At 73.5% G+C, this 17819-nt stretch carries 12 protein-coding genes; 2 read left to right on the forward strand and 10 right to left on the reverse strand.

The genetic code is table 11. The annotated features are described in order from the left end of the window. Window positions 1-42: 42 nt before the first annotated feature. Window positions 43-1068 (forward strand): AfsA-related hotdog domain-containing protein, encoded by a 1026-nt coding sequence (locus tag ACQEVY_RS19045; protein WP_432950022.1) that lies wholly within the window; start codon window positions 43-45, stop codon window positions 1066-1068. Between the two features lie 91 nt (window positions 1069-1159). Further along, complete coding sequence (locus ACQEVY_RS19050) at window positions 1160-3973, forward strand: BTAD domain-containing putative transcriptional regulator (RefSeq protein ID WP_432950024.1); 2814 nt, start codon at window positions 1160-1162, stop codon at window positions 3971-3973. Between the two features lie 178 nt (window positions 3974-4151). On the opposite strand, the gene ACQEVY_RS19055 is transcribed toward ACQEVY_RS19050, so the two are convergent. The 10 genes from ACQEVY_RS19055 to ACQEVY_RS19100 form a co-directional block, all read right to left on the reverse strand. Then, window positions 4152-5186, reverse strand: coding sequence for an alpha/beta fold hydrolase (locus ACQEVY_RS19055; RefSeq protein ID WP_432950026.1), 1035 nt, complete (start codon window positions 5184-5186; stop codon window positions 4152-4154). Between the two features lie 381 nt (window positions 5187-5567). Next, window positions 5568-6821, reverse strand: a complete 1254-nt coding sequence (locus tag ACQEVY_RS19060; protein WP_432950028.1) for an alpha/beta fold hydrolase — start codon at window positions 6819-6821, stop codon at window positions 5568-5570. 320 nt (window positions 6822-7141) lie between these two features. Beyond that, entirely contained in the window at window positions 7142-8035 is an 894-nt protein-coding gene (locus tag ACQEVY_RS19065; RefSeq protein WP_432950030.1) for a 4'-phosphopantetheinyl transferase family protein, read from the reverse strand. After that, window positions 7968-8834 carry a 2-oxo acid dehydrogenase subunit E2 gene (locus ACQEVY_RS19070; protein ID WP_432950032.1) on the reverse strand — a complete coding sequence of 289 codons (867 nt, stop codon included), beginning with the start codon at window positions 8832-8834 and terminating at the stop codon, window positions 7968-7970. Before ACQEVY_RS19070 ends, ACQEVY_RS19065 begins: the two co-directional genes overlap by 68 nt. Beyond that, window positions 8831-9058: an acyl carrier protein gene (locus ACQEVY_RS19075; protein WP_432950034.1), complete on the reverse strand. Its 228-nt coding sequence runs from the start codon at window positions 9056-9058 to the stop codon at window positions 8831-8833. Before ACQEVY_RS19075 ends, ACQEVY_RS19070 begins: the two co-directional genes overlap by 4 nt. 35 nt (window positions 9059-9093) lie before the next feature. After that, on the reverse strand, window positions 9094-10146 hold the full coding sequence (locus ACQEVY_RS19080) for a 3-oxoacyl-ACP synthase III family protein (RefSeq protein ID WP_432950036.1): 1053 nt from the start codon (window positions 10144-10146) through the stop codon (window positions 9094-9096). A gap of 137 nt (window positions 10147-10283) precedes the next feature. Further along, window positions 10284-13337 carry a type I polyketide synthase gene (locus ACQEVY_RS19085; RefSeq protein ID WP_432950038.1) on the reverse strand — a complete coding sequence of 1018 codons (3054 nt, stop codon included), beginning with the start codon at window positions 13335-13337 and terminating at the stop codon, window positions 10284-10286. Next, complete coding sequence (locus ACQEVY_RS19090) at window positions 13334-13642, reverse strand: acyl carrier protein (RefSeq protein ID WP_432950040.1); 309 nt, start codon at window positions 13640-13642, stop codon at window positions 13334-13336. The genes ACQEVY_RS19085 and ACQEVY_RS19090 overlap by 4 nt, the downstream gene beginning before the upstream one ends. Before the next feature lie 46 nt (window positions 13643-13688). After that, the gene (locus ACQEVY_RS19095) at window positions 13689-15479 is read right to left on the reverse strand and encodes an acyl-CoA dehydrogenase family protein (RefSeq protein WP_432950042.1); all 1791 of its coding nucleotides are present in this window, start codon (window positions 15477-15479) and stop codon (window positions 13689-13691) included. Then, on the reverse strand, window positions 15473-17818 hold the full coding sequence (locus ACQEVY_RS19100) for an acyl-CoA dehydrogenase family protein (RefSeq protein WP_432950044.1): 2346 nt from the start codon (window positions 17816-17818) through the stop codon (window positions 15473-15475). Before ACQEVY_RS19100 ends, ACQEVY_RS19095 begins: the two co-directional genes overlap by 7 nt. Between the last annotated feature and the right edge of the window lies 1 nt (window position 17819).

The following is a 17819-nucleotide window of genomic DNA, read 5'->3' on the forward strand; positions in this document are numbered from 1 at the left end:
GTACCACCCCGCGCACCCCGGGGGACCCGAGAAGGAGCTCAAATGGACATCGCTCTCACGCCTCAGCCCGCCGCGTCCGCACCGGACCCGGAGGGGGTCACCGCACCGCTTCACCTGCTGCACAGACCGGCCACTCCAGAGGGCTTCCTGCTGGACGCCACCGCACCGGTCGAGCAGCACTTCGCGCTCTCCGCCGAACTGCCCCGCGAGCATGGGACGTTCAACGACGGGCCGGGAACCTTCCACGATCTGCTCTTCGTCGCGGAGACCCTGCGCCAGGCGACGCACTTCGTCGCCCACCAGTACTTCCGGGTTCCCCCCGAGCGCCCCGCGGTCTTCGTCTCCAGCGGCCTCGACGTCCTCGACCTCGACCCGTGGCGTCGTAGGGGCCAACCGGCCCACATCACCCTGGGCATCACCCTGACCCCCGTGGACGTGGTCAACGGGATACCCCGTGGCCTCGACTGCAGCGGCGACGTGGCGATCGGCGGCGTCAGCTGTGGGAGCGCGTCCGCGCGGCTTCAGTTCCTGATGCCCAAGGTGTACCGGTCGCACCGCGAACAGGGGCGCCAAGAGAGCCTCCGGAGCACCGCACCGGTCGTACGCCCCCTGACCTCCAAGAGCTCAGGGGGCGAGGGGGAGCGGACCGCGGTGCGGCCCGAGCTGGTCGGGCGTGACAGCGCGCGGAACGTCGTCGTGGGACCGCCGCTGCGGGCCACCCATGGGGAGTTCGTGTTTCCCGTGGCTCCCGAGCCCGGCCACGAGGTCTTCGGGGGCGATCCCAAGGGCCATGTCCCCGGTCCGGTGTTCCTGGAGGCGTCCCGGCAGGCCTCGCTGCTGGTCGCCGCCGAACAGCACGGGTTCCGGCCCGCGCACGCCGTGCTGACCCGGTGGCGGGTGTCCTTCCGCGGTTTCGGGGACGCCGACCTTCCGCTGACCTGCGCGGTCACATCGGAGGATCCGGTCCGCGACGACGCCGGCCGCCCCACCGTCCGTACGCGGCTCTCCTTCAGCCAGGGCAGCCGGGTCCTGTGCACCGCCTCGGCCGTCCTGCTCCAGGACTGCTGACCGACGACGACCGCCCGAGCCGGGCTCGCTCCCCCCACCTCCCCCACCGCACCGCTCCCCCACCTCTCGCGCCATGACAAAGGAGCCCTCCATGCGTTTCCGGGTACTGGGGCCGGTGAGCCTGTCGCCCCGCACGCCCTCCGCTGCGAAGCCGCGCGCGCTGCTCGCCACCCTTCTGGTGCAGGCCGGTGAAGTGGTCCCCGTGCACAGCCTGATCGACGAACTGTGGGGGACCGAACCGCCGCGCACCGCCACCACCACCCTCCAGGTGTACGTGTCCCAGCTGCGCAAGGTGCTCGCCGACGGCAGAGGCGGGGAAGTGAACGGGGACGGAAGCGGGGGGCACGCCGGCGAGTTGCTGACCCGGGCGCCCGGCTATCTGCTGCAGGTTCCCGAGCGGGAGTTCGACCTGCCGCGCTTCGAACGGCTGCGGACCGAGGGCCGTACGGCATATCAGGAGGGGGACTTCGCTCGCGCCTCCCTGCTGCTGCACGACGCTCTCGCCCTGTGGACGGGACCGGCACTGTCGGGGATCCCGCACGGCGTACGGCTGGAGTCCGCCGCCATCCGCCTCGACGAGCTGCGGATGGCGGTCCTGGAGCAGCGGATCGTCGCCGACCTGCGGCTGGGCCGTCACCAGGAGCTCGCCGGGGAACTGCTCGCCCTGGCCAACGAGCATCCCCTTCGGGAGACCCTGCACGGGCACCTCATGGTGGCGCTGTACCGGACCGGGCGCGGATCCGACGCCCTGAGGGTCTACGGCAGGCTGCGCCACTCCCTCGTGGAGGAACTCGGCGTCGAGCCGGGCCCTGGCCTCTCCCGGCTGCACGAACGCGTCCTGCGCCGGGATCCGTCACTGGACTGGCACCCGCCCCGGGACACGAGCCGCACCAGTGGGAACGAAGCGGACCGGGACGCCGGCCCGGCACGGAGCACCGTACGAGACACGGCACCGGGCAACGAGGCCTCCCAGCGCGCGCCGGGGTCGGCCGACGGGCCGCGACGGCCCGTCCCCGCTCCGCCGCCGGTACTGCCCGCCGCTCCTTCCGGATTCGTCGGCCGCCACGAGGAACTGGCCCACGGAGAACGGGCGTTGCGCGGCGGCGCCGGCCGGCCGCCGGTGCGGGTGCTGACCGTGTCCGGTCCTGCCGGTGTCGGCAAGACCGCGCTGGCGCTGCAACTCGCGCACCGGACAGCCGACCTGTTTCCGGACGGTCAGCTGCTGCTGGGCCTGCGCGGACCGCACGGCCGCCCGCTGACCGCCGCGCAGGCCGGGGCGACCCTGCTGCGCCGTCTCGGTGACGACACGCCCGGCTCCCCGCCGGCCGATCCCGAGGAGCTGACGGACCGGCTGCGGCGGGCCCTGTACGGGCGCCGACTGCTGCTCGTCCTGGACGACGCGGCGTCGGAGGAACAGCTACGGCCGCTGCTCCAGTCCGCCGCGGACTGCGCGGTGATCCTCACCGGCCGCCGCAGGATCGCCGCGCTCGACGGCGCGGAGCACCTGTTGCTGGACGCGGTGCGGCCGGACGAGGCGGCGGAACTCCTGATCGCCGCCGGCGGCGAGCGGATGGCGCGGGACCCGGTGGCGGTCGCCGAGATCGCCCGGCTGTGCGGCTGCTTCCCGCTGGCGCTGCGGGTGGCGGCGGCGGCCCTCACGGCGCGCCCGCACACCACACCGGCCGCGCTCGCGGGGCGCCTGCGCGACGAGCGGACCCGGCTCGGCGTCCTGCGCGAGGGCGATCTCGACCTCCGGTCCACTCTGTTGACGGGGTATCAGGAAATCGGACCCGCTCTGCAGCGGGCGTTCCGTCTGCTGTCCCTGGCCCCGGCGCCCGACTTCGCGGTGTGGACCGCCGCGGCCCTGCTGGACACCGGGCGCGCGAGGGCGGAGGACACGGCCGAGGAGCTCGTACGGGCCCAGCTGCTGGAGGCCCGTACCGACGGGCAGGCGGTCCGTTACGCCTTCCACTCGCTGCAGCGGGTGCTGGCCACGGACCTGGTGGCCGAGGAGACGGACAGTGCCCGGACGCGACGGGACGCCGTCGAGCGGCTGGGCCGGGCCTACGGAACCCTGGCCCGGTACGCGGACCGGCAGCTCACCCCGGGACGGGACTGGAGACCGCCCCCCGCACCCACACCCGCGGACACGGGCACGGGCACGGGCACGGAATGCGACGCCGCCGCGATCGTCGGCGCGAACCCGCTGCGGTGGTTCCGTGAGGAGGCCACGGGCCTGGTCGAGATGGTGCGGCAGACCCACGCGGTCGGGCTCTGGCCCCTCGTGTGGCAGCTCGCGGGAGCCGCCGCCGGGTACTTCCACGCCTGCGCCGCCTGGGAGGACTGGGAGGAGACCCACCGCCTCGCGCTGGACGCCGCACTGCGGGCCGGCGACACCGAGGCGGAGGCGGCGATCCGGTACTCGCTGGGCGACCTCGCCTGGCAGCGCCGCGAGGCCGACCGGGCGGTGCGGCACTACACCGCTGCCAAGGACGCGTTCGAGCTGGTCGGCGACCGGATCGGGGCGGCGCGCTGCCGCATCGGGGTGGCCGACATCCTGCTCGGCCAGGGCCGGCTCGGGCCCGCCGCGCGCCGTTACGGGCGGGCGCTCGCCCTGTGCTCCGCGGGAGGGGACCTGCGGGGCGAGGTGGCGGCGCTGAACGGGCTGGCCCTGGTCAACCTGCGGCGCGGCCGCACGGAGGCGACGGTACGGCAGCTGGCACAGTGCCGGCGCACCGCGGAACGGCTCGGTGACCGCCGCTGGACCGAGTACGTCCGCCGCACCGCGGCCCGCCTGAAGACGGGCACTCCGCGCCCACCTGCCCTCACCGCCCACGCGGTCGAGGTCCGCCCGGGCATGTGGCTCATCAGCCCGGCCACCCTCGTCGGAGCGGGCGCCGCCTGACGCGTGGGCACAGTGAGAGCCCTCCGGTCCCTCGGCAAGGGACCGGAGGGCTCTCACTGTGCCGGGACGCCTGCGAGGCATCCGCCCGCGGCGCCCCGTTTGTTGCGGCACCCCGTGGGCTGCGGAGCCCCGTTGGCGCGGGCGGCTGCCAGCGCGGCTTTGCCGAGGCCGGCGGGCCTCAGCCCGTGGCGCGGCCCGGGGTGGAGCGGGTACGGGGGCGGGTGCGGGTCTCGGCGCGGCGGGTGCGGAGCAGCTGGCGCCACTCCTCGGCGCTGAAGCGGGCGGGCTCGGTGCGGGCGATGAAATCGTGGAGCACGCCGAGGAAGCGTTCGGGGTCCGTGTGGAAGGGGAAGTGGCCCGCCTGCTCGAAGATCTCCAGCCGGCTGCCCGGCATGGAGACATGCCCCAGGCCCGCGTGGATCGCCGGGACCACCATGTCCCGTCCTCCCCATACCAGCATCGTCGGCATGCCCTGGGTCAGATAACAGCGGTCGAGCAGGGTGCCGACCTGCCCCCGCCAGTCGACGACGGCCCGCAGGGTGCGTACGAAGGCGCTGCGGGAGCTCGCGTCGGGCAGCGCGTCGACGACCCGCAGCAGATCCGGAGCGTCGACCCCGAGTCCGGTGTCGAGCATCTTCAGGATCCGGATGAGTATCCCCAACTGCCAGCGCACGGTGGGCAGTTGGGAGGCCATGAGCAGCAGTTCGGCGCCCGGCAGCGTGGCAGCACGCAGCAGCGGGGAGACCTGGCGGCCGATGCCTCCGCTGCCGACCAGCACCAGACGTTCGGTGCGCTCCGGGAACTGGTAGGCGAACTGCGCGGCCACCGCACCGCCGAGCGAGTGCCCGACGAGCGTGGCCCGCTCGATGCCGAGGGCACTGAGCAGATCCCGCAGCCCGTTGGCGTACGCCCCGGGAGAGTAGTCGCCACGCGGTTTGTCCGACGCCCCGTGACCGAGCAGGTCGGGGGCGACCACCCGGTACCGGGCGGCCAGACCCGGGATGACCTCGGCCCAGGTCGCGGAGGAGTCCCCGATGCCGTGGATCAGCACGATGGCCTCGCCCTTGCCCGCCATCCGGTAAGCAAAGCGGTAGCCGTGCATGTGACGGGTGCGGACACGGACTTCGTTGCGGCCCACCGCGCGGGGCTTGGGCCTGCCCGGCTGCCGGCTGGGGGTGAAGGGCGAGCGGGCGGTGAACGGCGTGTCGTCCACGGGTCAGGCCTCCTGCGGTATCGGGCGGTGGTCGGAGACGGGGCGAGGGGGGACGCCGCCACCGGGTGCACCCTCGGCTCCGGGATCGGGATCCGGATCGAGGCCCAGCGACGCCAGGGAACGCCACGGCTGCGCCCGGCCGGGCGTCCTGGCACGCCAGGGAGCGGACGCCTGGGCCGGAGAGGAGGTTGAAGGGAGGGTGCTCACGGACGACATGACAGCCACCTCTGGGTCGGTGTGCGAAGGAACGCCCCGGAAGCGGGGCCTGTACTGCTTCCGCGCGGCGTGGGGGAACGAGGGCCGGGGTGCGCGGCATGGAGGAGCGGGGGACGGGACGCGCGGCGTGGGGGGAACGAGGGCCGGGGTGCGAGATCGGGGTGCTCACTCGGCGGGGGCCACGCGCGGCCGCTGCGGTGCGGCCTCGGCAGCGCCGGTGGTACCTGTAGCGGCGGCAGGACCGGACGCACGGTTCGCGGCGCCGGTGACGACATGACCGGACGGGCCGGTCGGTCGGAGGTCCCCCGAGCCGGAGCGCTCTGCCCCGCCGGCACCGGCACCCACCGTGCCCGCCACCCCCGCACGACGGGCGGCGGGCAGCGGGCGGACGCCGCGCGCCTTGTTCGTCACGCGCGCCCGCAGCAGCGACCCGATCAGCCACTTGCGCATGGCGCCCAGGTGCGCGGGGGAACCGTGGACGTCGTCGAACTCCTTGAAGCGCACGCGGGGCAGCGCGCAGCCGAGCAGCTGCCGTTCCGTGGGCGGGATGATCTCGTCCCGGGCACTGACCACGTACCCGACCGGAACGTCCACCCCGCGCAGTACGTCCGGGCCGAGCGCGAAGTCCTGGAGCAGTACGCGCAGTTCGTCGTGGTCAGCCGCACCGGTGAGCCGGCGCAGTGTCTCGACGGTGATGGCGGGCACCCGGGGCCACCAGACGGGATCGGTGAAGAACCCGGCCACCGGGGCGCCGACGGTGTGGATCGAGCGGATGCGCGTGTCCTCGGCCGCCGCACGCAGCGCGAGGTGGCCGCTGAAGCTGAGGCCGAGGACGGAGGTGTCGGACACCCGGGCGCGGCCGGCCAGCCGGTCCAGCAGGAAGGGCAGCAGCCGCCAGGAGTCCGCGTGGTAGCGCAGGGTGTTCTCGCCGACCCCCGGCATCTCAGTGGCGACCGCCGCGTAACCGAGGCGTGAGAGCCGGGGCAGGAGGGGCGCCCACTGCTCCTTGACGCTGACGATGCCGCCCATGATCAGGAGCAGCGGCCGTGACCGGCGGGCGTCGAGCCCGCTCGCCCAGCAGGCGACCCGGCCGTCGGGGTGGTCGAGGACCACTCGTTCGACGCCCCGCCGACGCCGCCAGTCGTCGAAGGTCCGTACGCATTTGTCCTGGGCCCTCCGGCGGTCGTCGTCACCGTGGTAAGGGAAGCGGGCGAGGGCGTAGCGGCGGCAGGCGTCGAGGGGGCGGCCCGCGAAGGCCAGCCGGTCGGCCTCCGCGGTCCACACCCGCGCCCAGGACGCGGGGTGTCCGGGTTCGTCGTTGGTGATCCGCGGCAGGACGGCCGCGACCTGGCGTTCGCTGATGCCTTGGCCGCGAGCGTGCAGCCGCGCGAATTCCTTGAGCTCTCCGAGATGGTCCATGGCTGTTCTCCGTCTCCTCCGGATGCGGGGGCGGTGCCGGGGGATGCGGCCCGGAGGGCTCGGAGGCCTTCCTGGTCGTACCGGCTGCGGGCGGGGCTGTCCGGTCGTGGGGAGGCGGGGCGCACGTACCGGGAGCGGGGGACGTCCCCCGGGCAGGGCGCCCCGCCTGGAAACGATGCTGCCCGCCTCCGCTTAAGGGGCCCTTGCACCGTGTCCGCGCGGGTCCCACCGGCGGACCGGCCCCACGCGCAGGGCGGCGCGCCGGGCCGAAGAGAAGCCCCTCGAAGCCCCTCTTCGGACCGGCGCGCCGCCGGTCCCGCTCACCAGCCCAGGAGGTCGTCCTCTCCCCCGGTCCCGTCGTCGGGCTCCACGTCCTCGCCGAGCGCCTCCGCCAGGGCCGCGACCACATGCGGATCGAGCATGGTGCGCGCCGCCGTGTCCTGGGTGCCGCCGAAGCCGGCGTCGCTCACCGCGACGCTGACGACGTAACCGCCGTCCACCGAGAAGGTGCGGAACTCCCATTCGACGCCGGTGCCGGGTGCCCCGTCCGGGGCCAGGACCCTGGCCGGCTGATGCTCGCCGCCGAAACCGAAGTCCGTGAACCGGAATCTCAGCCCCTGCCCGATCGCCTTGCTGTAGGCCTCCTTGAGCGTCCACAGACGCACCAGTGCGGGGCCCCGTCGCCGCTGAGGGAGCCGCTCCAGGACGGTCATCTCGTGCGGTGTGCAGACGTGGCGGTGCAGCCCGCGCGTGTAGAGGGGGCGGTCCGCCCGCTCGGCGTCCACCCCGATCAGCCCCTTGGTGGTGAGCCCGATGAGCAGCAGGTCCTCGGTGTGGCTGAGGCTGATGTCCACCGCGTCGTAGCCGCGCAGAAAGGGGCGGCCGGTCGGGCCGTACCCGAGTTCGACGGCCTGCGGGGGCACCCGCAGCGCCACCGCGGCAGCGAACTTCAGCAGCACCCGGGAGGCGGCGAACCGCATCCGCACGTCCGGGTGCGTCATCTCCAGATACCGGTCCCAGTCCCGGCCCAGCAGAGCACGCAGCCGCGGCCCGCCCGCCCGGTCCGGCCGCCAGTCGGCGAGCCGGGCGTGCAGCACCGCGACCGCGTGCTCCTCCAGATCCGCGCGCACCCGGTCCCAGGCTCCGTCACGGCCGGAGATCTGAACCGGCTCCCCGAACGAGGAGCTGGGTGCCGTCCTCCTCCGCGCCGTCATCGAAGCCCTCCAATGCCTGCTTGAGATCACCGAGTACGTCGGCGGCGGCGGCCCCGTCGATGACCCGGTGGTCGAAGGTGAGTCCGAGCCGCATCACCGGGGCCACGGCAAGCTGCCCGTCGCGGACGACCGGCCGGTCCACGACGCGCCCGGCGCACAGGGTGACCGCGGTGCCACCGCTGGAGTGGAAGCCGTCGACCGGGCGATGGCCCAGCGAGCTGACCGCGACGGTGCCGAGGACACCCGGCCGCTTGACCGGGTCGCGCAGAGCGGCGGCGAAGGCCAGCCGCCCGAGCGGCACCGGCAGCCGGCCGAGCAGCCGGACGCCGCGGAACTCGGGCAGTCGCTCGGTACCGGGTCCGCGGTAGCGGTCGACGCGCTGCTGGATGTCGTCCAGACCGGCGCTCTCGAGGGCGGGCAGCAGCGCGGACAGCACGGTCCGCTCCCCGTCCACGGTGCGGTCGAGCGCCAGCTTGGCGGTGACCTTGGCGAACCGTACGGTCCGTGGCCCGCGCAGTCCGAACCACCGGCCCGGGGCCAGTGCCGCGTTGGCCTCCGGGTGGCGGTGCAGTACCCGGCCGGTGGCGTGCAGCAGGTAGGTGACGACGGAGTAGCGCAGGCCGGCGGCCCGGGCGGCGGCCCGGTGGGCCTCGATCCGGGTCATGTCGACCTCGGTGTCGAGGTGTACGGGCCGCTGCCGGGCGGCGTGTTCCAGGAAATACAGGGTGTGCCGGCGCCGGCGCTCGGGGTGTGCCCGGGCGGGGGACGAGCGGGTTCCGCCGGGCGGGGACGCAGTCATGCCGGGGCCGCCAACCGGTAGATCTCGCGGAGGCTGCGGGCCTCCAGCAGTCTGCCCACGGGCAGCGAGCGGCCGGTGGCCTGCTCCAGGGCGGTGACCAGTTTCAGCAGGTACAACGAGTCCCATTCGGGCAGTTGGTCGAGATCGGCGGAGACCTGGTGCTCCTCCAGCGGCATGCCGAGCTCGTCCCTGACGAGGCGGACGAATTCATCGATGGTGTGCATTCGGTACGGCCCTCCGGGGCGGGTGCGTGCGGACGTCAGATCTTTTCGAGCGCGAAACCGGACTTGATCCACTTGCTGGACTCGACGGCGACCGCCAGCGCGCGCTGGCCTTGGCCGATCTTCCCGATCAGCGCCTCCAGTTGGAGGAACGGCAGGGCGTTGCCGTTGTTGCCGGTGTCCGCGACACAGGACACCTCGACCGCGTCGGGCAGATCGAGTTGCTCCGCGATCCGCCGCGTCATCCGGCCGGACAGCTGGGGCGGCAACAGGAAGTCCACCTGCTCCGGTGACCAGTCGAGGTCCTCCAGCAGCTCCCAGAGGATCTCCACGGCCATGACGGGGACGGATTCCTCGATGGCCTTGTAGTCCTCCCGTACGGCCTGGCGGTCCTCGTACCGGTCGGCGAGCCCGAACCAGTCGATGACCTGGCCGGGCTCCCGGCCCAGCCCCGTGAACCGGTTGAGCACGCGGCGCACGGCCAGCCGCTGTCCGCGCGGCACCGAGGAGACCACGGCGGCACCCGCTCCGTCCCCGAAGAGCACATAGTTGACGAGATCGCTGGGGGCCGCGCCGGACAGGTCCCGGTCGAGGTCCAGGTGCTTGCTGCAGACGTCACCGCCGATCACCAGACCGGTCTGGTGCCCCCCGCCGGTGACCAGGGTGCGGCCCAGCTCCAGGGCCTGTACGGCGCCGGCACAGCCGGACTGGAGCTGATAGGTGGGGATCTGGTCCAGGCCGAGCTGGTCGGCGACGTGGTTGACGGTGGCGGGCATGAGATGGTCCGGGGTCGCGGTGCCCATGACCACGAAGTCGATCTCGTCCGGGGCGAGTCCGGACGCGGTGAGGGCCTGCTCGACGGCCCGGCCGCACAGATCGGCGAGCGACCAGCGCACCTCGCCGCTCTCCAGATCCCGCGCGAAGTGCCGGGTCCGGGTGCCGATGAACACGTCGATCCACTCTTCGCTGACACCGAGCGTCCTGGCCAGCATCGCGTTGTCGACAGGGTCTCCGGGGAGAGCGGTACCGACGCCGGCGAGGTAGGCGACGGGGGGCGAAGGGGCTTGCTGGGACGACTGGGGTGACTGCATGGGACAGGTCCTTCCTTTCCGGGCTGCGGAGGGTTGTGCGGTGCGGGACGGGTCGCGCCCCATGGGGCCGCGGGGTCAGCCACAGCGGGCCTGCGGCTTCCCGACCGCGATTCCGGCGGAGCGCTTTCGGGGGGCGTCTACGCGACGGCCGACCCGACCCGGTCCCTGAGATAGCCGACAAGATCACCGACGGAGGACAACCGCGGCAGCAGATCCTGCACACTCATCGCCTCCAGCCCGCTCAACCGCTCCTGGATCCGGTCCTTCAGCTCCATGACCATCACCGAGTCGAATCCCAGGTCCTCGTAGAGCAGGGACAGCGGCGACACCTCGTCAGGGGCGTATCCGCCCACCTCCGCGACGGCCTCGACCACGGCACGGGCCACCGGATCCGCTGTCTGCTCCTCCCCTGCAGGCGTCCGCACGGCCGTGAGGACGGCGCCGCGTCCGTTCGGGGCCGGCTGCTCCTGCGGGTGCGGCCGCACGGTGTGCGCGGGGTCGGGCACGACACCGATGTCCGCCGCGGGAACGGCCCGTACGGGGGTGCGGGTCCAGAACCGGTGGGCGTCGGAGAAGGCGTACGGTGCCAGCCGCTGCGGCAGCCGCTCCTCCTCCGGGTAGGCGGTGTCCCACCGCGGGTCCAGTCCGCTGCGGAAGAGTTCGGCCACGGCTTCGGCGAACGCGCGGCCGTCGCCGTCCTCGTGCGGCACCGGGGCGACGGTGTGCACCCCGGCCCCGGCGGCGGAGCGCAGGGCACGCGCCATGCCGGTGAGTACGGGCCGGGGGCCGACCTCCACCAGGTGGGTGGGCCCGGCCTCCAGCAGCCGCGCCATGGCGTCGCCGAACAGGACGGGGGCGCTGATGTGCTCGGTCCAGTACTTGGCGTCCATCGGCTCGGCCTCCAGCAGCCGTCCGCGCACGGTGGAGTACACCGGGAGCTTGGGGACGCCGCCGCCGATCTCGTCCGCGAGCTCGGCGAACCTGTCCAGCATCGGCTCCATCAGCGGTGAGTGGAAGGCGTGGGAGACCTCCAGGCGCCGCGTTCTGACGCCCCGTCGGCCGAGCACGTCCTCGATCCGTCCGAGCGCCGCCGCGTCCCCGGAGAGCACGGTGGCACGGGGGCCGTTCACCGCGCCCACCCCGACGAGGGGTTCCGCGTCCACCAGTTCGGTCAGTTCCGTGAGCGGCGCCCGTACGGCGAGCATCCCGCCGCCCTCGGGCAACTGCTCCATGAGGGCGCCCCGGGCGGCGATCAGCCGGGCGGCCTGTTCCAGCGGGAAGACCTCGGCGAGTACGGCGGCGGCGTACTCACCCACGCTGTGACCGAGCAGCAGCGCGGGCGGCACGCCGAGTTCGGTCAGGCTCGCGGCCAGGGCGTACTCGACGGCGAACAGCGCCGGCTGGGTCCAGCCGGTGCGGTGCACGGCCTCGTCGCCGGAGAGCAGCAGATCGCGTACCGAGCCGCCGGTGTGCGGGGCGAGTGCCGCGTCGGCCTCGTTCAGGAACCGCCGGTACAGCGGCGACTGCCGGTAAAGCCGGGCGGTCATCGCCGGGTACTGCGATCCCTGCCCGGTGAACAGCAGGGCCACCTGCGGTTTCCCCGTGGGCTGGCCGGCGAGCCGGGCCAGCAGGTCGTCGTCGGTGGCGGCCTCGCGCAGCCCCGCGGCCAGTTCGCCGGTGTCGGCGGCGGGCAGCGCGAAACGGTAGCGGTGGCCCGTCTTCGCCCGGTTGCTGCTCCAGCACAGCGGTCCGACCGGCGTCCTGCGCCGCTGTATGGCGTCGGCCTGCACCATCAGGTTGCGGCGCAGCGCGTCCAGCGAGGGGGCGGTCAGGGTGAACACCCCGGTTCCCAGTCCCGTGGCGCCGCCGCCCTGACCGGTGTGCCCGGACTCCGGGTACGGCGCCTCGGGGCGTGCGGCGTGCGGGGGCGCCGACTCCAGGAGGGCGTGGGCGTTGGTGCCGCCCATCCCGAAGCTGCTCAGGCCTCCGATCGTCGGCCCGGAGCGCAGCCGCAGCGGGGCCTTGAGGAGCCGCAGTCCCTGCTGGGCGAGTTTCAGGGCCGGGTTCTCCTTGACCGCGAAACGGCTGGCGGGAACCACCTTGTGGTGCAGCGACAGGGCGACCTTGATGAGGCCCGCGATGCCCGCCGCACCCTCGGTGTGCCCGATGTTGCCCTTGACGGAGCCGACGGCCAGCGGACGCCCGGAGCGGCCGGAGTGCAGGTGGCCGAGGGCCTTGACCTCGATCATGTCGCCGAGGACGGTGCCGGTGCCGTGGGCCTCGGTGAAGGTGACCTCGGACGGCTCGACACCGGCCCGGCGGTAGGCGGCGGCCAGCACCTCCTGCTGCGACCAGCGGTTGGGGGCGGTGATGCCGTTGCTGCGGCCGTCCTGGTTGACGGCGGTGCCGCGGATCACCGCGTACACCGGCTGGCCGTCGGCGACGGCGTCCTCCAGCCGGCGCAGCACCACCGCTCCTACGCCCTCGCCCCGGCCGATGCCGTCGGCGTCGGCGCTGAAGGGCTTGCACCGGCCGTCGGGGGCGGACAGTCCGGCCTGGGTGTAGAAGATGCCGAGTGCCGGGGTGAGTGCCACGTTGACGCCCGCGGCGATCGCGGTGTCGCACTCACCCGCCAGCAGGGCGTTGCAGGCGAGGTGGACGGCGACCAGCGAGGAGGAGCACGCGGTGTCCACCGCGAGGCTGGGGCCCTTGAGGTCGAGGTGGTACGAGATCCGGTTGGCGGTCATGCAGTAGCCGTTGCCGGAGCCGAGCTGGGCGGTGACCCGGGCGTAGTCGGTCATGTGGAGCTGCGCCCACTCGTTGCCCATGATGCCGACGAAGACGCCGGTGTCGGTGCCGGCCAGCCGCTGCGGGGCGACGCCGGAGTCCTCGACGGCACGCCAGGCGCACTGCAGCAGCAGCCGCTGCTGTGGGTCCATCGCCGCCGCCTCGCGCGGGGAGACGGTGAAGAACTCGTTGTCGAAGGCGTCCGGGTCGGAGATGAAACCGCCCTCGGTGGTGTTGGAGTGTCCTTCCTCGCCGGTGGGCGAGTGGAAGTCGCGGGCGTTCCAGCGCTGCCCGGGTACCTTCTCCACCCCGTCACCGGAGCGCATCAGCAGGTCCCAGTAGGCGCCGGGGTCGGGCGCCCCGGGGAAGCGGCAGTCGATGCCGACGATGGCGACGGGCCTCATCGATGACCGCCTTCCATGGCCCTCAGCTCCTCGACGAGGTGCCCGGCCAATGCCTCGATGGTCGGATAGTCCCAGGCCACCGTGGGTTCGAGTACGAGGTCGAAGTCCTCCTCGATGTCACCGCACAGGCTCAGCGCGGCCACGGAGTCCAGCCCGTACTCGGCCAGCGGGACGGTGGGCTGGATCTCGGACGGCGTCCGCTTGAGGTACAGGGCGATCCGGTCGGCGAGCCACCTGCTCAGCGACTCGACGGTGTGTGCGGTGTGCTCGGTGTTCGCGGTGCGGTCGGTCGCGGGAACAGACATGGGGTAACTCCTCGGTGAAGGCGCGTCAGGTCCGGCCGGCCGGCGGTCAGCCGGCCAGCGGGGTGTCGTAGAGGTCGTAGCTGCGGCGTTCGTGGAAGCGCCGGAGCACTTCCTCGTGCACCCGGCCCTCGCACCCGGGCGGCAGGTCGGCCGGGCGCTGCCCGAGCCGGCGGGCGAGCCGGTGCAGTGCGGCGGCCACCCAGGCCGGGTCGGCCAGGAAGGGGTCGTCGCCGTCACGGGCCCCGCGCCAGACACCCAGGACGGACGCCGCCGCGAGGAACACCGCGTAGCGGTCGGCGAGCGCGAAGCTGGCCGGGCTGGCGAGTGCGGTGCGGTCCTGCGGGGAGAGGTTCAGGCTGTCCTCCTGGAGCTGACGCAGCTGGTCCAGCATCTTCATGACGAGTGCCTGCACGGCGAGTTCCTCGGGGGAGCCGCTGGGCAGGTCGTCGGCGGCGGCGACGAGGGAGGCACTCAGGCTGTCCCGGCCGCTGGCCAGGGCGAGCCGGTCGAAGGGGATGCCGGGCAGTTTCTCCAGGGGACGGAACAGGCTCTGCGGGGCCTCGTCCCCGGAGAACCAGGCACGCCGGGCGAGCCGGGACAGCTGCGGGATGATGGTGGCCTGACAGGCCGCCGAGCCCGCGTGGCCGAGGCTGAGCACCGGCAGGTCGCGTACGTGCTTCTGGAAGAGGCCGAACTCGCCCTCCCGTACGTAGAACCGCGCCCCGAGCACGATCGACAGGTCGTACATGGTGTCCGTGAGCATCTTGGGCACCAGGTACTTCACGGCCGCCGCGTACACGCTGGTCTCGGCGGGCAGCAGGTGCACCGCCCGGGTGCCGACCAGCGAAAGGCTGTCGCAGATCAGCAGGTCGAGGAAGGCGCCGGTGAGGGTGGCGGAGGCGTGCGGGATCTCCATGACCGACCGCCGGTACAGCTGCCGGCCGACGGCGAACCGCACCACCGTGCGCAGGCTGGTGTCGAGGGCTCCGATGGCCATGCTGGGCACCGCGCTGCGGGTGATCTGGAAGGAGCGCAGGGCCAGTTCGACGCCCTGGCCGCGGGCGCCGACCAGGGTGCTGTCGGGTACGGGGCAGTCGGTGAAGTCCAGGCCGGACAGCCTGCAGCCACGCACGCCGACCGCCTGGTAGCGGGGGAGGACCTTGAAGCGGTCCCGGTCGAGCTGCTCCCGTTCCGCCAGCAGCACCGAGTGGCTGCGGCTGCCGGGGCTGTCGTCGGTACGGCTGAACAGGGTGAAGGCGTCGGCCCGGTCCGCGTTGTTGATGACCTCCTTGCGACCGTGCAGCCGGAAACCGCCGGGCACTGAGCGGGCCCGGAACTCGTTGCGCACGAAGTCGTTGCCGTGGGGCAGTTCGTGGTAGGCGACGGAGACCTTGGAGCCACCCAGCAGCAGATCGGCGAGCCTGCGCCGCTGCTCCTCGCTCCCGGCCGTCCATACGTTGACGGCGGCCATGAACGACGTGATGCCGTAGCCGAGCCCCAGCGCCACATCGCGCCGGAACACCTGCCGCATCACCCGGACGAGAGAGTCCAGCCGGTCCAGTCGCCCGCCGAACTCACGGGGCACGAACTCGGCGTTGAGCACCAGGTCGTCCAGGAGCCGTTCGCCGGCGGCGGGCAGTTCCCCGGCCTCATCGGCGGCCAGCAGCCCTGCGGCGCCGAGCGGGTTGGCGGGGTCGTGGGGATCACCGAAGCGGCTCTCCAACTCGGCGACCCTGGCCCGGACCGCGCTCTCCTGGGCAGCCGGATCGTTGATTCGGGCGGAACCGGCCGGGGCTGCCGTGCCGTGCGGCCCCTGAACCGCGGGTTCACTCAGCATGACGTCCCCTCGGAAGTCCGGGTACCGCCCACGGCGGCCCGGGTGTCGGTATGTACGTACGAAACAGCGGCCCACGAACCGTCGCCGCCACCGCCGGCTACATCAGCGGCCACGACGGCACCGCCGGAGGAGCCGGCGTGCGGAGCAGCACCGCCGGACGAGTCGGCGTGCGGGGCCGCACCGCCGGATGAGTCGGTGTGCGGAGCAGCACCGCCGGAAACCTCGCCCTGCGCGACGGCGCCACCGGGCACCCCGGCCCGTGCAACGGCACCACCAGGTGCCGCAGCCTGCGGACGAGCGCCGTCAGGTGCCCCGGCGTGCGAGGCCGCACCGCCGGATGCCGCGCCCTGCGCGACAGCGCCACCGGACACCCCGGCCCGCGCAACGGCACCACCAGGTGCCGCAGCCTGCGGACGAGCGCCGTCAGGTGAATTGGAACGCGGACAAACACCGCCAGGTGCCCCGGCGTGCGAGGCCGCACCACCGGATGCCTCGGTGTCCGAGGCCGCACCTGCGGATGCCTCGCTCTGCGGCGCGGCGCCACCGGGCACCCCGGCCCGCGCAACGGCACCCCCAGGTGCCCCGGCAGGCAGCGCGGCGCCCCCGTGCAGTTGGAACGGCAGCAGCGAGAACAGTTCGCCCTCGGTGCGGGCGGCCCGCAGCCGCTCCAGCAGCGGGGCGTAGGCGTCGGGCTCGCCCGTGTCGGGCTCGCCCAGCCGTGCCAGCAGCCGGTCGAGTACGGGCCGCAGCCACACGCCGTCGCGCCACAGCGCCCCGGTGCGGCCCGTGCTCGCGGCCCGGTGGTTGTGCGCCCAGAGGCCGAGGCAGGCGGCGCCGGCCAGGCACAGGCTGTACTGGCGGGCGATGTCGAAGGCGGCGGGCGGGACGTCGGAGACCACGGTGCGGTAGGCGTGCATGGCCTCGTGGACCCGGCCGGTCACGGCGAGCAGCCGTTCCGCCGTGGCCAGCGCCTCCTTGAGCTCGGGGCTCCGGGCGGCCTCGGAACGCAGCGCCGCCACGGAGTCCGGCAGCGTGGCCATGATGCCGCTGCCCCGCCGGGCGACCAAGGACAGCCGCGCGGGGTCCAGCGGCGGCAGCGGCGTGGACAGGTCGAACGCCCGGACGGCGCCGGCCGTGTCGCCGCCGCCCCGCTGCCAGCCGCGGGCCAGCGAACGGAACTGGTTGACCAGGGAGTTGAGGTTGACGAGGGTATTGCCGTCGAAGAGGCCGACGATGCGGTGGTCGCGGTCGACCTTCTGGAACATGCCCCGGGCGTGGACGTCCTTGAGGAAGGCCCGTGCCCCGAGCAGCCGGGTCAGCTCGCCGATCACGGCCTCGGTGCCGGTGGGCACCAGGTACTTGGTGACGGCGGCGGCCACGCTCAGCTCGTCGGGGACGGTGTGCACGGACCGGGCCGCCACCGTGGCCAGCGCCTCCCCGGCCAGTACGTCGGCCGCCGCGCAGGCGAGCACGTGCCGGGCCTGCGGCAGGTCCACCAGATGCCGCCCGAACAGCTCGCGCCGCTCGGCGAAGTCCAGGGCGATACGCAGCGCGTGGTCGGCCGCGCCCAGCGACAGCGAGGCGCACATGGTGCGGGTGAGCTGCAGCGCCTTGAGCACCGTCTCGACGCCGCCGCCCTCCCCGCCGACCGCCGCGTCCGCGGGCACCGGCGCCCTGTCGAACGCGATCCCGCTGATGTCCGCGCCCCGGATGCCGTGCGTACGGATCTTGTCCAGGCACCGGTAGTGCTCGCCCTCGGTGAGCCGCCGCTTGTCCACCAGCAGCACGGTGAAGCCGCGCGGCCCGCCGTCCGGGGCGGTGCGGGTGAGGACGGAGAGCACACGGCCCCGGGTGGCGTTGTTGATCAGCCACTTCTCGCCGCTGATGTGCCAGCCGCCCCGGCCGTCGGGCTCGCCCCGTACGTCCCCGGCGAGCAGGTCGCTGCCATGGGCACGCTCGGTCAGGGCCAGCGAGACCGGCACCCCCGCGCGGATGTCCGCGGCGAGCCGGCGGGCCTGCTCGGCGGTGCCGGCGATCCAGACGCACACCCCGCCCAGATACGTCTTGCCGTGTCCGACGGCGACGGTCAGATCGCGGCGGGCCACCACCCGCATGACCTGCATGACGGTCTCGTAGTCGGTGAGCCGGCCACCGTACTCCGCTGGGATGTAGAACTCCTGGAGGCCCCAGTCCTCCAGCACCCGGCAGATACCGGCCGGGAACTCCTCGTTCTCGTCCAGTTCCAGGCAGCCGGCGTGGGAGAAGTCCGTGTCCGGGTCCTCGGGATCGCCGAGCAGCAGCTCCAGCTCCTGCGCGACGCGGTAGGGAGGATGCTCCATG

Origin of the sequence: Streptomyces sp. CA-288835 (genome assembly GCF_050936385.1) — a bacterium.
Lineage (GTDB): Bacteria > Actinomycetota > Actinomycetes > Streptomycetales > Streptomycetaceae > Streptomyces.

Excerpts from the sequence above, each read along its gene's own strand:
- ACQEVY_RS19045 (WP_432950022.1), top strand. The coding sequence starts at position 43 with ATGGACATCGCTCTCACGCCTCAGCCCGCCGCGTCCGCACCGGACCCG.
- ACQEVY_RS19050 (WP_432950024.1), top strand. The coding sequence starts at position 1,160 with ATGCGTTTCCGGGTACTGGGGCCGGTGAGCCTGTCGCCCCGCACGCCC.
- ACQEVY_RS19060 (WP_432950028.1), bottom strand. The coding sequence starts at position 6,821 with ATGGACCATCTCGGAGAGCTCAAGGAATTCGCGCGGCTGCACGCTCGC.
- ACQEVY_RS19065 (WP_432950030.1), bottom strand. The coding sequence starts at position 8,035 with ATGACGGCGCGGAGGAGGACGGCACCCAGCTCCTCGTTCGGGGAGCCG.
- ACQEVY_RS19070 (WP_432950032.1), bottom strand. The coding sequence starts at position 8,834 with ATGACTGCGTCCCCGCCCGGCGGAACCCGCTCGTCCCCCGCCCGGGCA.
- ACQEVY_RS19075 (WP_432950034.1), bottom strand. The coding sequence starts at position 9,058 with ATGCACACCATCGATGAATTCGTCCGCCTCGTCAGGGACGAGCTCGGC.
- ACQEVY_RS19080 (WP_432950036.1), bottom strand. The coding sequence starts at position 10,146 with ATGCAGTCACCCCAGTCGTCCCAGCAAGCCCCTTCGCCCCCCGTCGCC.
- ACQEVY_RS19085 (WP_432950038.1), bottom strand. The coding sequence starts at position 13,337 with ATGAGGCCCGTCGCCATCGTCGGCATCGACTGCCGCTTCCCCGGGGCG.
- ACQEVY_RS19090 (WP_432950040.1), bottom strand. The coding sequence starts at position 13,642 with ATGTCTGTTCCCGCGACCGACCGCACCGCGAACACCGAGCACACCGCA.
- ACQEVY_RS19095 (WP_432950042.1), bottom strand. The coding sequence starts at position 15,479 with ATGCTGAGTGAACCCGCGGTTCAGGGGCCGCACGGCACGGCAGCCCCG.
- ACQEVY_RS19100 (WP_432950044.1), bottom strand. The coding sequence starts at position 17,818 with ATGGAGCATCCTCCCTACCGCGTCGCGCAGGAGCTGGAGCTGCTGCTC.